The following is a 13,812-nucleotide window of genomic DNA, read 5'->3' on the forward strand; positions in this document are numbered from 1 at the left end:
CCGGAATCGACTGCGTTAGCGTCGTTACTCCGGAACCGGGGTCGGTTCGTCGCTCTCCTCGAACGACGGCTCCGAGTCCCGATCGGTCTCCGTCGTCGCCTTTTCGATCACGAAGTCCTCGAGGACGAGCACGTCGAGTCCCATTCCATAGAAATCCTTGATCGCCTGCGTCGGCGTCCGGACGATCGGTTCGGCGTGATCGTTGAACGAGGTGTTCAGCACGACCGGCACGCCGGTGATGTCGGCGAATTCGGCGATGAGCCGGTGATAGCGCGGGTGCTGCTCCTCGCGGACGGTCTGTGGCCGCGTCGAGTCGTCGGCCGGATGCAGGACGGCTTCGAGGTCGTCGGTCTTCTCGGGCCGGACGTCGTACGCGTCGATCATGAACGGCGCCGGGCCGCCGTCGATCAAGTACTCCTCGGCGGCCGACTCGAGCATCGACGGCGCGAACGGCCGCCACTCCTCGCGGTGTTTGACGAACCGATTCACGCGGTCGCGGGACGCGGCGGTGCGGGGATCGGCGATGATGCTCCTGGCGCCGAGTGCCCGCGGCCCCATTTCCATCCGGCCCTGGAACCAGCCGATGAGGTCGCCGTCGGCGAGCCGCTCGGCCACGTATCGTTCGAGATCGCCCGGCTCGGCGTACTCGAGCTTGTTCGTCTCGAGGATCGTCCGAATCTCGTCGGTCTCGTACGCTGGTCCGAGGTAGACGTCCGTCTGGCGGTCGACGGCCGCCGGACGCCGCCGAGACCAGCCCGCACCGAGCGCGAGCCCCGCGTCGTGGGCGACCGGCTGGACGAAGACGTCGTCGACGACTGACGACTCGCGCACGCGCTTGTTCAGCTTGCAGTTCAGCGCGACGCCGCCCGCGATCGCGACGTTAGACGTCCCTAACTGTTCGACGGCCGTCTCCGCGATATCTACGATCGTTTCCTCGAGCAGCTTCTGGGCGGTGTGCGCGAGGTCCTTCTCCCACTGATCGAATTCACCGGGCGTCTCGTTTTGCGGGCGGCCGAACGCGCCCTCGAGGGTTTCGACGCCGTGGCCGGTTCCCCAGCGCTTCGTCAGTTCGGTGACGTCGTAGTCGACCCCCGCGTCGATCAGTTCGCGCAGGACGGCTTCGATCTCCGGATTGTCAGTTCCGTACGGGGCCAGCCCCATGGTTTTCCCCTCGCCGTTGAACATCCGGTACCCGAGGTACTCCGTGACGGTCGCGAAGAAGAGACCGAGACTGTTCGGGTGTTCGTAGGTGTCGGCCCGCGTCAGGCCGTCTTCGTCGGCGCGCCAGACGACCGTCGAGTCGTACTCCCCTTTCGCGTCGATCGTGAGCACGACGCCCTCGTCGAACCCCGACGGGTGGAACGCGCTCGCGGCGTGACAGCGGTGGTGGGGAATCGTCTCGATCGGCGGTACCGGCGTCCCGATCGACTCGAGACGGTTTTCGATCTGTCGTGTCGGGGCGAACCGGCTTCGGACCTGCGTAACGAGCGTTTCCTCGAGTGCGGAGAGTTTTCGTCCGATGCCGGGCGCTCGGATCGCGTCGGTGACGTAGTGCGAGGCGATTTCGCCCCGGAGCCGCGGTTCGTACGGGAGGAGGATTCGATCGAGGTCCGGGAGCGTCAGATCGCGATGGTCGAGACAGGCTCGAATCGCGCGCTCCGGAAACGTGTCCGTCGCGTGTTTGTCCCGCGTATATCGCTCTTCTTCGACGCCGAAGAGAGGCGCCCCGTCTTCGAAGAGGACGGCGCTCGGATCGTGCTGGCCGTAGAGTCCGATCGCGGGTTTGAACGCGAGTCGATAGTCAGTCATGGCTCGTGAAAGTAACCGTATCTTACACCGAAATCGGACGGCGGCAAAACGGTAGTGACGTTTCGCTGGGTCAGCAAATCGTCGGCGACGGAGCCGTGTTCGGTTAGTTCGCGGCGCAGTTGTTCGGGCCGAGCTCGAGCGCTTCGACGTTCCCGCCCGGCTGTTCCTTGCCCCAGTTGATCTGCTTGATCTCGTTGTAGTTCGCCGGCTCGTCCGCGAGGCCTTCCACGATCGTCTCGACGAACGCGTTCTCGTCGTCGTCCTCGACGTAGCTCAGGAGTTCGTTGGCCGTCTCCGCTCGGAGGTCGCCGAGTTCGGTCGCGAGCGGGCGAATCGACTCGTCGCTGAAGTGACCGGGCAGCACGACGGTTTCGTCCTCGAGCGCCGTCAGCCGCTCGAGACTGTCGAACAGCTGGCTGGCGGCTTCGCGAACGGCGTCTTCCGAGCTATCCTCTAGGTCCGGACGGCCGACGCTGCGGAGGAACAGCGTATCCCCGGCGAGGAGTGCGTCGCCGAACCGGAACGAGACGCTGCCGGGCGTATGTCCGGGCGTGTAGAGCACCTCGAGGTCGCGCTCGCCGACGGCGACCGTCTCGCCGTCCGTCAGGGTCGTGACGTTGTCGAGGTCGCCGGCGTCGCTCCCGTGGAGGTAGTAGGGGACGTCGAGCTCGCCGGCGAGTCGGCGGGCCCCCGAGACGTGGTCGGCGTGGGCGTGGGTGTCCGCGACGCCGACGATCTCGAGATCGCGTTCGTCGGCCGCGTTCAGGTACCGATCGACGTACTGACTCGGATCGACGACGACGGCTTCCCCGCCGTCGTGGGCGAGATACGAGACGCAGCCCGTTCCGGGACGGACGATCTGGACGACGCCGTCGGCGGCGTCGACGTCGTACTGGCGGTGGACGCGCCCCCAGCCGTTCATGCCGTCGTCGACCGATTTCGCGTCGAACCCGTGCTCGCGGAGGAACTCCGCGGCCCGCGCCGAGGTGATGCCGGCGACGCAGACGACCGCGATCTCCGTTTCCGTCGGGAGTTCGTCGAGGTGTTCCTCGAGCGTCGAGTAGTCGTACTCGAGCAGTTCGTCGTAGATCGGGATATTCGTACTGCCGTCGATCCGCCACTCCTCGTAGTCGTCCTCGTTTCTGACGTCGAGGACGAAGAGGTCCGGCGCATCGTCTTCCTCGATGCGTCGTGCGACCTCCGACGGGGTGAAGTCAGTATTGGGCATCGCACCCACTGATATACGATACCGATCCTTAAACTCGTTGGTGGAACGCGCAACGAGCGAACCGAACGCCACCGAGGCCGGCCGCGAGACCGGACCTCCGCCGGAACCCGCCGGGCGGGGATTGCGCAGAGCGGCCATCACCGGGTCGTCCGTCCCAGCGCCTTCGCGAGCGAGAGGAGAAATCCCATCCCCGCCCTGACATCCGGATCGCGCAGCGCCTTCGCGACGCCGATCGCACCGACCGGTTCCGCGGGGTCGGAGCCGGCCTCGCCGACCGCCTCGAGCAGCGACTCGAGCGACCGGGCCACGTCGTCATCGCTCGCGGCGTCGGCGACCTCGCCGAGTCGCGTTCCGGTCGCCGCGAGGTCGGTCACCATGTCGTCGTCCATCGCCGACGAAGCCAGCCCGACGAGGTCCGCCATCGCCAGCAGGTCCTCGAGCGTCCCCGACCGCTGCAGGCGAGCGAGCGTCTCGATCGCGTCGGCCAGTTCGGCCGCGTTCTCGCCGGTCGCCTCGCCGAGTCGCGCGACGTCGTCGGTTGCCAGCCCGTCGGCCGCGGCGCCGAGGTTCGTCGCCGTCCCGGCCAGTTCCTCGACCATCCGGTCGTCCATCGCCGCCGTCGCGAGGTCCGCCGTATCGAGCAGTTCGTTGACGACGCCGAGGCGCTCGATGAACCGAGCGACCTCGTCGGGGTTGTCGGCGACGAGTTCCTCGAGGGTCGGCTCCCCGGCGCCGGCGGTCTCGCTCGCCGTTTCGGGTTCGGTCTCAGTCTCGATGTCGGATTCCGATTCGGCCATCTACAGTAACCCCCGTGCGGTGAGCCAGTAGGACTCGTTGTAGCCGAGCTTCGCCCAGTGAAGCGGTTTCGACGGCTCGCGGACGTACGGTTCCTCGCCGTACTCGAACTCGATGAACGTCGCCTCGTCCATCCCCGCCTCGAGGAAGCAGACGGTCTTCCCGTCGTAGGTCGCCGTCGGGACTGTCCCGCGGGCGCGGCTGGCGATCCGATCCGCCACGACGCCGGCCTCGTAGTGGGCGACGCTGCCGGCCTTGCTCGTCGGGACGTCGGCGACGTCGCCGATCGCGTAGACGTCGTCGGCCGCCGTCGCCTCGAGCGTGTGTCTGTCGACGTCGACCCAGCCGTCTTCGCCCAGCCCTGCGTCGGTCACGAGATCGCTGCCCCGGTGGGGCGGGATCGCCACGAGCAGATCGTAGTCGAGTTCGTTCCCTTCGACGGTCTCGATGACTTCCGCGTCGGGGTCGACCTCGTCGACGTTGAAGAACGTCTCGAGGGCGATGTCGCGTTCCTCGAACAGGTCGGTCGCCCAGTCGGCGACCGACTCGAGGCCGTGGGCGCGGTTGATCGGATACGTGTAGGTGATGTCGACGTCCTCGCGCCGGCCGCGTTCGCGGAGCCAGGCGTCGACCATCAGGGGGAACTCGACGGGCGCGGCCGGGCACATGTGCGGGACGCCGACGACGCTCAGTACGAGGTGTCCCTCGGTGAAGTCGGCCAGCTCGTCCCGGAGCCGTTCGGCGCCGTCGGGGCCGTAGAAGTGGTGGCCGCCCTCGGCCAGCCCCGGGACGGCCTCGGGCTCGAGGGTCGCGCCGGTCGCCAGCACGAGCTGGTCGTAGTGCAGCGAGGTCGTCCGGTCGGCGAACGATACGCGATTGCGCTCGGTGTTGACACCGGTCACCTCCTCGAACGTCAGGGTGACGCGGCGGTCGACCAGCTCCTCGATCGGCCGTTTCGCGTCCTCGACCGTCTTCTCGCCGAACGGCACGTACAGGAACGTCGGCTTGTAGACGTGATTTTCGTCGGCGGTGATCAGCCGGACCTCGACCTCGCCGGCCTCGATCTCCCCCTGTAGCTCGCTCGCGAGTCGATTCGCGAGGACCGTCCCTCCCGTTCCGCCGCCGACGATCGCGATTCGGTGCATCTCAATTGACCTCCAGATAGATGTTCCAGTGGTCGTCGCGCTCTTCGATCTCGAGGAGGTCGTGGCCGGCCTCCTCGAGCCATTCCGGCACGTCCGTCGTGGAGTTGCGCGCGGTCGTCTGGAGTTCGACCACGGTACCCGGATCGAGCGTCTTCACCTTCCCGATGAGGTCCATCAGCGGACCGGGACACGTTGCGCCGCGCGAGTCGATCGTCACGTCGGGTTCGGTCGTTTCTGTCATCGGTCTAGGTCCCCCGTTTCCGTTGCCGTCGTTCGAACTCTCTCCTCGAGCGATCCCCCTCGAGCGTGGCGTTCACGGCGACGAAACGGACGGCGCCGAACGCCGTCGCTCACCCCGCAGACTGTCCGAGCGTGTCGTGTATTAGCGGTCATCGTTCGATCACACTCGGAAGGTGGTATTGTATCATAAAGCCAATTCTGCAAAACATATGCGGTCGGGAAGAGGCGAAGAAAATATATACAAATGGGGCGATGGCGAGCGCCCTTACCGGATACTATGGGTCTCTCGTCCCTCTCGGCGACGCACAGCAGCCCGGTTGCTGCGTTGATATTGCGCCCCATACGCAAAATCATTATAACCGTGGAGGCCGTACGGCCACACGATGAGCGACACCGCCGACGACGAACGGCAGCGGATCCGCGAACGAAAGAAACGAGAGCTACAGGAACGCCTCGAGAACGGCGGGAGCCTCGACGCGGCCGACGCCGACGAGGAGGGCGACGCGCCCGACGAGCCGATCGCGATCACGGGTCAGGACCACCTCGACGAGGTCGTCGGGGAATACGACGTCGTCCTCGTGGACTGTTACGCCGACTGGTGTGGCCCCTGTCAGATGCTCGAGCCGACGATCGAGGCTCTCGCCGCGGAGACCGACGCCGCCGTCGCGAAGGTCGACGTCGACGCCCACCAGCGCCTCGCCCAGCAGCTGGGCGCTCGCGGCGTCCCGACGCTGGTCCTCTACGCCGACGGACAGCCGGTCGAGCGGACCGTCGGAGTTCAGGATCGGGCGACTCTCGAGGGCCTGATCGAACAACACGCGCAGTGAGCCGCGTTCCGTAGTCACGCCGGGCGACCGGACGGTCTGTCAGGATACCGCTATCGGCGGGCGTCTCGGCTCCGCGAATCCGCGTCGACGGACCGACCCGTCGCCGGCGCCGCGGCGTCGGGACCGGCGATGACGATGGGTTTAACTACGGCGCTGCGGACGATTTAGGTAAGACCTTCTCGGGTGGTTTACCATGTCGGACACGGACACACGCGACCCCACATCCCTCAGAACGCCGATCGTCGCCGTCCTCGGACACGTCGATCACGGCAAGACAAGTCTCCTCGACAAGATCCGCGGCTCCGCGGTCATCGAGGGCGAAGCAGGCGCGATCACCCAGCATATCGGCGCGACCGCCGTCCCGCTGGACATCATCTCCTCGATCGCGGGCGATCTCGTCGACCCCGACGACTTCGACCTTCCTGGCCTCCTCTTTATCGACACGCCGGGCCACCACTCCTTTACCACGCTGCGTTCTCGCGGCGGCGCGCTGGCCGACATCGCCATCCTCGTCGTCGACGTCAACGACGGCTTCCAGCCCCAGACGCTCGAGGCGCTTGACATTCTCCGTCGCTCGCAGACGCCGTTCATCGTCGCGGCGAACAAGATCGACACCGTACCGGGGTGGAACGCCCACGAGGACTCGCCGATCAACGACACCTACGAGTCCCAGTCCGACCGCGTGCGCCAGCGGTTGGACGAGAGCCTCTACGAGATCATCGGCAACCTCTCGGACGAGGGCTTCTCCGCCGACCTCTACTGGCGGGTCCAGAACTTCCAGCGCAACGTCGGCGTCGTCCCCGTTTCGGCGATGACCGGCGAAGGTGTTCCAGACCTTCTGACCGTCATGATGGGGCTCTCCCAGCGCTACATGAAAGAGGAGATGGAGATCGACGTCGCTGGCCCCGGCGTCGGCACCGTCCTCGAGGTCAAAGAGGAGAAAGGGTTCGGGACGACGATCGACACGGTGCTGTACGACGGGACGATTCGATCGGACGATACGATCGTCGTCGGCGGCCAGAACGAACCGATCGTCACGGACGTCCGTGCGCTGCTCCAGCCCCGTCCGCTCGCCGAGATCCGCACCGAGAGCCGCTTCGAGAAAGTCGACGAGGTCTCGGCCGCGTCCGGTATCAAGGTCGCCGCGCCGGAACTCGCGGACGCGATGGCCGGTGCGCCGGTCCGGGTCGTCCGCAACCGCGACTTGGACGAAGTCATCGAGGAGGTACAGGCCGAACTCGCGGACATCGCCGTCGACACCGCCGAGGAGGGCGTCGTCGTCAAGGCCGACACGCTGGGCAGCCTCGAGGCGATGGCCGACGCTTTAGGCGACGCGGAGGTCCCGATCGTGCGCGCGGAGGTCGGTGACGTCGCGCCGCGGGACGTCTCGGTCGCCTCGACGGCCGACGACGGCAAGCAGAAGGTCATCCTCGGGTTCAACGTCGACGTCCTCGACGACGCGGAGGACCGCGCGGAGATCGAGGACGTGACGATCTTCACCGACGAGGTCATCTACCAGTTGATCGAGGAGTACGAGGAGTACGTCGAGGGGATCGAGCAGGCCCAGCAGGACACCATCCTCGAGAACATCACCCGGCCCGCTCGGTTCCGCATCCTGCCGGACCACACCTTCCGCCAGAACGACCCCGCGGTCGTCGGCGTCGAGGTGAACTCCGGGACGGTCCAGAAAAACACGAACGTCGTCAAGTTCGAGGGCAACGAACCTGAGCGCGTCGGCCAGGTCAAAGGTATCCAGGAACAGGGCGAAGACGTCGACGAGGCCCGCGCGGGCAACCGCGTTTCCGTCGCGATCGACGGGCCGACGGTCGGCCGCCAGATCGAGGAGGACGACGAACTCTGGGCCGAGATCCCCGAGAAACACGCGAAGATCCTAGAGCAGGAACTCGCGAGCGAAATTCCGGGCGACGAACTCGAGGCGCTGAACATGTACCTCGACAAGCAGCGTAACCGGGACCCCTTCTGGGGGAAGTAAGCATTTGTGTAGCTGTTTGTGTAGACAAATGCGAGGATTTCCGCGGTCGATCGGCCAAAGTTTCTAACATCGTACTCAGACTGAAGTATGGAACAGGAGCAAGAGCCGCAGGTTGCAGATATTTTTGAGGACAAGCAATCCTCACTCTCCTCATGGACTGACGGCGACGGTGCTGACAGTGGTGTACAGGTAGACACTCTAATCGGGACTTTCAGCGACAATACGGATGCACCGATACATCGCTGGTTCCGATATCAAGCAGGATTCTCCTACGAACTTGTATCTTCATTCTTAGACTTGTTCAACATAGGGGAGAACGATGAGGTCCTTGATCCGTTCGGCGGGGTAGGGACAACCGTCGTTGAGGCGAAAAAGCAGGGTGCCACCGCCCACGGCGTTGAAGTCCATCCATTTATCTCATGGGTGGCGAAGCGAAAAACCGACTGGGATGTTGATGTTTCCGAGCTTCAGTGCGAAAAATCGGAACTTCAGAATCGCGTGACCACCGCTCTGGATGAGCAAGACTACAACGACTACATTTCCGACGATGAAGAGCCTGAGTTCCTGTACAAGGTCTTTGATAACCGCAAACTCGGAGAATTATACATCATTGACGAAGTTATCAAGGGATTCGAGAGCAAGTACTCCGAACTCTATCGGATGGCCTTGGTAGCCTCACTACGTGATGTGTGCAAGGCAAACACCGTCTTCCCCTACGTACAACCAAGTGCAACCAAAGACTCGACCCCTGAGCCACAGACAGTCTTCTCTAACAAACTGAGTATGGTCATCGATGACCTGAACTCAACCCTCCGAGAGACAGATGTCGTTGGTGATAGCGTTATTCACAACATTGACGCCCGCAATATCGACACGATTGAAAATGAGTCGATTGATGCAGTTATCACCTCCCCACCGTACCTCAACAATGTTGATTACGCGGATGTTACTCGGCTCGAACTCTATTTCCTTGGCTACGCTTCCACTTGGGGCGAGGTAACGGATGTTGTCCGCACCGATCTCGTTAATTCGTCTACAGTAGTTCTCAAAGGGGTTCCCTCTGATGTTGAGCCACGGTCTGAATTACCCAAGCAAATTCGAGAGGAAGTTGTACGGAGACAGAGTGAGATTCTGGATATCCGTGACGAGAAGAGTTACAGCGGGAAGCGGTATGATGTCATGGTAGCGGCATATTTCAACGACATGTACGACGTTATTTCATCGGTGTATGATAAAATGAAGCCAGGCACTCACTTTGTGATGGTCCTTGGTGATTCTGCTCCATACGGCGTCCATATCCCGACCGATATCTACCTTGGACGAGTCGCTGAACACATTGGATTCGAATTCAAGGACGTGTATGAGATACGGGAGCGTGGAGATACTTGGAAGAGTATTAAAGGCTCTCGCCGCCACGATGTTGACCTTCGAGAGAGTATCGTCTTACTCAAGAAGCCAGAATAGCGGGGTGAGTTAGTTAATCTCACGGGCGGACTTCTTGCTCTGGCCTGCAAGAAAAACTGGACCTCGATTTCTGTCTACGCTTCAGTGAGGGAGCGGGTTGAAGCGTTGCGGGAAGGGCAGTCTTACAATGAACTGTTTCTTGAAATATGTGAGAAGTACGATCCTGAGCAAGCAGACCACAATTTTGAGTACGAACCATCAGAAGAAAAAAGAAGAGCGTGACTGGGAGACGATTTCACTTCACCAATCTACCTACGACGAGATAGACAAACTGAAGCAGAACGACGAGACATTCAACGATCTCTTCATCAAGATGGTGAGACAGTACGAGAGTGTGAGATCAGCCGCTTGATCACTTCTCAGTCATCGGCGTGCCCAGTATCTGCATCACTCCTCATCATGTGACGACACGGCCGTGCCTTGCGCGCGTGCACGCCAATAGATGATTAATCGTACGTATAAACACAAATCCGTTTTTCTAGCGAAGCCAGACGTTCCATCTCTGAACTCACGTTCTCCGTTCGAGTCGAACCCGCGCCCCGGCCTCGAGGTCCTCGAGCGGTTCGGTATCGTCCACTGGAGATCCCTTTCCGGTACCGACCTTGCGATGTACCCCTGTAAGGATTACCACGCTGCTCGTGATGGGTTCACTATGCTCGTACAGCTCCGTCAGTACAAGCACGAGGAGGTCCAGTTCGACGACAACCGGACGACCGGCGAGTCCCAGACCGAGGATACGGTGAATCCGGATGCAGAGGACTACTTCGGCGCGGACATGGACGATCTCGACGTGGAGACGTGGGACACCGTCGAGTACGAGGGCGACCCGATCGAGCGCCGGTCGGTCACCATCGACGGGGTCGCCGCCGTCTCCGTCCAGCACGAGTCGGCCGGCGATGAGGACCCCGGCCTTCCCGGGCGACCGATCCAGATTCGAACGGGCGGCGGGACGGAGATCCTCGAGCAGGCCGAAATAGTCGAAGTACAGGACGAGACGCCGAAAGAGACGTAGGTCGAGGTTCGAACCCACGGTGGGAAGACCGCGGGGACAGTCGTCCCCTACCTGATTTTCGTCGTCCCTGTCGATCGGCCGAACGATCGTTCCTCCGTATCGGATCGTTTTGGACGAACGTCGACCCAGATCGCGAGACGGGGGGCCGTGGCCGTACCGCCGCGGAGTGACAACCTCTGTCGGAGGCAGTACGGTCCCGAAATCGTTTTCAATCGGTCGCGCGCACACTCGGTATGCCGACGGAATCGGACACTCATTATGACCCCTCGCTGGGGAACAAGTTCATCTTCGTCACCGGCGGCGTCATGTCGGGGCTCGGCAAGGGGATCACGGCCGCGAGCACCGGCCGCCTCCTCAAAAACGCCGGGTTCGACGTCACCGCGGTGAAGATCGACCCGTATCTGAACGTCGACGCGGGAACGATGAACCCCTACCAGCACGGGGAAGTCTACGTCCTAGAGGACGGGGGCGAGGTCGACCTCGATCTGGGGAACTACGAGCGGTTCCTCGACATCGACATGACCTCGGACCACAACATCACGACGGGCAAGACCTACCAGCACGTCATCGAGAAGGAACGCGCGGGGGACTACCTGGGGAAGACGGTCCAGATCATTCCCCACATCACCGACGACATCAAGCGGCGCATCCGCGAGGCCGCCGAAGGCACCGACGTCTGTATCATCGAGGTCGGCGGCACGGTCGGCGACATCGAGGGGATGCCCTACCTCGAGGCGCTGCGCCAGTTCGCCCACGAGGAACCAGAGGAGAACGTCCTCTTTACCCACGTTACGCTCGTCCCGTACTCGAAGAACGGCGAGCAGAAGACCAAGCCGACCCAGCACTCCGTCAAGGAGGTCCGCTCGATCGGTCTCCAGCCCGACGTGATCGTCGGCCGCTGTGAGGACCGACTCGACCCCGAGACCAAGGAGAAGATCGCGCTGTTCTGTGACATCCCGACCGAGGCGGTGTTCTCGAACCCCGACGTCGAGGACGTCTATCACGTTCCGCTGATGGTCGAAGAGGAGGGGTTAGATCAGTACGTCTTGGAGCACTTCGGGCTGGCCGACGAGGCGCTGCCCGAAGGCGAGCGGGCGAACGACTGGCGCGAGATCGTCACCACCGAGAAAGACGGCGAGATCGACATCGCGCTGGTCGGCAAGTACGACCTCGAGGACGCATACATGTCGATCCACGAATCGCTGAAACACGCCGGCTTCGAGGTCGGCGTCGACGTGAACGTCCACTGGGTCGCCGCCGACGAACTGAGCGCCGGCCACGACGGGCAACTCGAGGGGATGGACGGGATCATCGTCCCCGGCGGCTTCGGGATGCGCGGCTCCGAAGGGAAGATCCGCGCGGTCCAGTACGCCCGCGAGAACGAGGTTCCGTTCCTCGGGCTCTGTCTGGGCTTCCAGATGGCCGTCGTCGAGTACGCCCGGAACGTGCTCGGTCTCGAGGGCGCCCACTCCGCCGAGATGGAAGAGAACACGCCCCACCCGGTCATCGATATCCTGCCCGAGCAGTACGAAGTCGAGGACATGGGCGGAACGATGCGCCTGGGCGAGCACACGACCGTGATCGAGCCCCAGACGCTGGCCTACGACCTCTACGACGATACGTCTTGTACGGAGCGACACCGCCACCGCTACGAGGTCAACCCCGAGTACTTCGACCAATTCGAGGACGAGCCGCTGGAATTCTCCGGCACGGCCGGCAACCGGATGGAGATCCTCGAGCTCGAGGACCACCCGTTCTTCTTCGGGACGCAGTTCCACCCCGAGTACACGTCCCGACCCGGCCAGCCGAGCCCGCCGTTCCTGGGGCTGGTCGAGGCCGTCCTCGAGGAGTCCGATGGGGGAGACGGAGCGACGACCGACGACGCCGATGCCGATGCGGAAACGGAGGTAACTCACTGATGGTAGACACCGAGACGTTCGTCCCCGACGCAGTCGCAGAGATCGAGGAAGAGATCGACGACGCCAATGCGGTCATCGCCCTCTCGGGCGGCGTGGACTCGTCGGTCGCCGCCGCCCTGGCCTACGAGGCCATCGGCGACCGCCTGACGCCGGTCTACGTCGACACCGGGCTGATGCGGAAAGGCGAGACCGACCAGATCCGCGAGACGTTCGACTACATGGAGTCGCTGCGGATCGTCGACGCGAAGGATCGCTTCCTCGAGGCTCTCTCGGGCGTGACGGACCCCGAGGAAAAGCGCGCGGTCATCGGCGAACAGTTCATCCGCGAGTTCGAGCGCGAGGCCAAGGACGCGGACGCGGACTACCTCGTGCAGGGGACGATCTATCCCGACCGCATCGAGAGCGAGGGCGGGATCAAGTCCCACCACAACGTCGGCGGCTTGCCCGACGTGGTCGACTTCGACGGGATCGTCGAACCCGTCCGGGACCTCTACAAGGACGAGGTCCGCGAGGTCGCTCGCCACCTCGGCCTCGACGAGCTCGTCGCCGAGCGGATGCCGTTCCCCGGACCCGGCCTCGCGGTGCGCGTGATCGGCGAGGTCACCGAGGAGAAACTCGAGGTCGCGCGCCACTCGTGTCACGTCGTCGAGGAGGAACTCGAGGAGTACGAGCCATGGCAGGCGCTCGCGGCCGTGATCGGCAAGGCCACGGGGGTCAAAGGCGACAACCGGGTTCACGGCTGGGTCGTCTCCGTGCGCTCGGTCGACTCCCGCGACGGGATGACCGCCCGCGCACAGGAGATCGACTGGGACACGCTCCAGCGCATTCAGTCCCGGATCACCGGCCAGAACGACAACGTCGCCCGCGTCGTCTACGACGTGACCCACAAACCGCCCGCGACCATCGAGTACGAATGAGTTCCGTCACGACCGCGGTCGTCGCCGGCCCCGACGAGGACGGCATCGCAGCGGCGCTCGAGGGCGAGGGCGTCGACGTAACCCGCGTCGACGGTGTCGTCTCGAGACCGCACCTCGAGGAAGCCGGTATCGTCGATGCCGATCTCTACGTCCTGACCGACATCGGTCAGGCGACGACGATCCCGATCGTCTGCGATCTGAACGACGACGCGCGGACCGTCGTCTACGCCCGCGATACGGTCCCCGAGTTCGTCAAGGGGCAACTCGATCTCGCGATCGATCCGCAGTTGATGGACGCGAGCGTCGTCGCGGACGAACTCGTCGGCTGACGGCGTCGGCCGGCCGCTTGGCCCCGAACGTCGTCGTTGAACGTCGTATTACTTTCCGAACACGGCGCACGGAACCAACTCGTTCGGACGGAATCGGTGTAGTCGCCGTATAAACTCTCTCGCCGGCGGTATAG

General features: G+C 63.5%; 12 protein-coding genes. 7 read left to right on the plus strand and 5 right to left on the minus strand.

Translation table 11 applies throughout. From position 1 onward, the window contains the following. Window positions 1-24: 24 nt before the first annotated feature. The 5 genes from NDO75_RS00125 to NDO75_RS00145 form a co-directional block, all read right to left on the minus strand. Window positions 25-1,809 (minus strand): carbamoyltransferase C-terminal domain-containing protein, encoded by a 1,785-nt coding sequence (locus tag NDO75_RS00125; RefSeq protein ID WP_310904026.1) that lies wholly within the window; start codon window positions 1,807-1,809, stop codon window positions 25-27. 103 nt (window positions 1,810-1,912) lie between these two features. Beyond that, window positions 1,913-3,037 carry an MBL fold metallo-hydrolase gene (locus tag NDO75_RS00130; RefSeq protein ID WP_310904027.1) on the minus strand — a complete coding sequence of 375 codons (1,125 nt, stop codon included), beginning with the start codon at window positions 3,035-3,037 and terminating at the stop codon, window positions 1,913-1,915. A gap of 137 nt (window positions 3,038-3,174) precedes the next feature. Next, a complete protein-coding gene (locus NDO75_RS00135; RefSeq protein WP_310904029.1) occupies window positions 3,175-3,834 on the minus strand; it encodes a DUF1641 domain-containing protein in 660 nt (219 codons plus the stop codon). Beyond that, entirely contained in the window at window positions 3,835-4,977 is a 1,143-nt protein-coding gene (locus NDO75_RS00140; RefSeq protein WP_310904030.1) for an FAD/NAD(P)-binding oxidoreductase, read from the minus strand. 1 nt (window position 4,978) lies between these two features. After that, complete coding sequence (locus tag NDO75_RS00145) at window positions 4,979-5,218, minus strand: sulfurtransferase TusA family protein (protein WP_310904031.1); 240 nt, start codon at window positions 5,216-5,218, stop codon at window positions 4,979-4,981. 382 nt (window positions 5,219-5,600) lie between these two features. Here NDO75_RS00145 and NDO75_RS00150 point away from each other — a divergent pair, with 382 nt between their 5' ends. From NDO75_RS00150 to NDO75_RS00180, 7 genes are all read left to right on the plus strand, one after another. Further along, window positions 5,601-6,044, plus strand: a complete 444-nt coding sequence (locus NDO75_RS00150) for a thioredoxin domain-containing protein (protein WP_310904032.1) — start codon at window positions 5,601-5,603, stop codon at window positions 6,042-6,044. 193 nt (window positions 6,045-6,237) lie between these two features. Then, window positions 6,238-8,037 carry a translation initiation factor IF-2 gene (gene infB, locus NDO75_RS00155; RefSeq protein ID WP_310904033.1) on the plus strand — a complete coding sequence of 600 codons (1,800 nt, stop codon included), beginning with the start codon at window positions 6,238-6,240 and terminating at the stop codon, window positions 8,035-8,037. 87 nt (window positions 8,038-8,124) lie between these two features. Beyond that, a complete protein-coding gene (locus NDO75_RS00160; RefSeq protein ID WP_310904035.1) occupies window positions 8,125-9,501 on the plus strand; it encodes a DNA methyltransferase in 1,377 nt (458 codons plus the stop codon). A 652-nt stretch (window positions 9,502-10,153) separates the two neighbouring features. Then, window positions 10,154-10,513, plus strand: coding sequence for a hypothetical protein (locus NDO75_RS00165; protein ID WP_310904036.1), 360 nt, complete (start codon window positions 10,154-10,156; stop codon window positions 10,511-10,513). A 233-nt stretch (window positions 10,514-10,746) separates the two neighbouring features. Beyond that, window positions 10,747-12,432 carry a CTP synthase (glutamine hydrolyzing) gene (gene pyrG / locus NDO75_RS00170; RefSeq protein ID WP_310904037.1) on the plus strand — a complete coding sequence of 562 codons (1,686 nt, stop codon included), beginning with the start codon at window positions 10,747-10,749 and terminating at the stop codon, window positions 12,430-12,432. Further along, window positions 12,432-13,349 carry a glutamine-hydrolyzing GMP synthase gene (gene guaA, locus NDO75_RS00175; protein ID WP_310904038.1) on the plus strand — a complete coding sequence of 306 codons (918 nt, stop codon included), beginning with the start codon at window positions 12,432-12,434 and terminating at the stop codon, window positions 13,347-13,349. Before pyrG ends, guaA begins: the two co-directional genes overlap by 1 nt. Further along, a complete protein-coding gene (locus tag NDO75_RS00180) occupies window positions 13,346-13,678 on the plus strand; it encodes a CTP synthetase (protein ID WP_310904040.1) in 333 nt (110 codons plus the stop codon). Before guaA ends, NDO75_RS00180 begins: the two co-directional genes overlap by 4 nt. The last annotated feature ends 134 nt before the right edge of the window (window positions 13,679-13,812 follow it).

The sequence above is a fragment of the Natrinema sp. 1APR25-10V2 genome (genome assembly GCF_031626495.1).
In the GTDB taxonomy this organism is placed as follows: domain Archaea; phylum Halobacteriota; class Halobacteria; order Halobacteriales; family Natrialbaceae; genus Natrinema.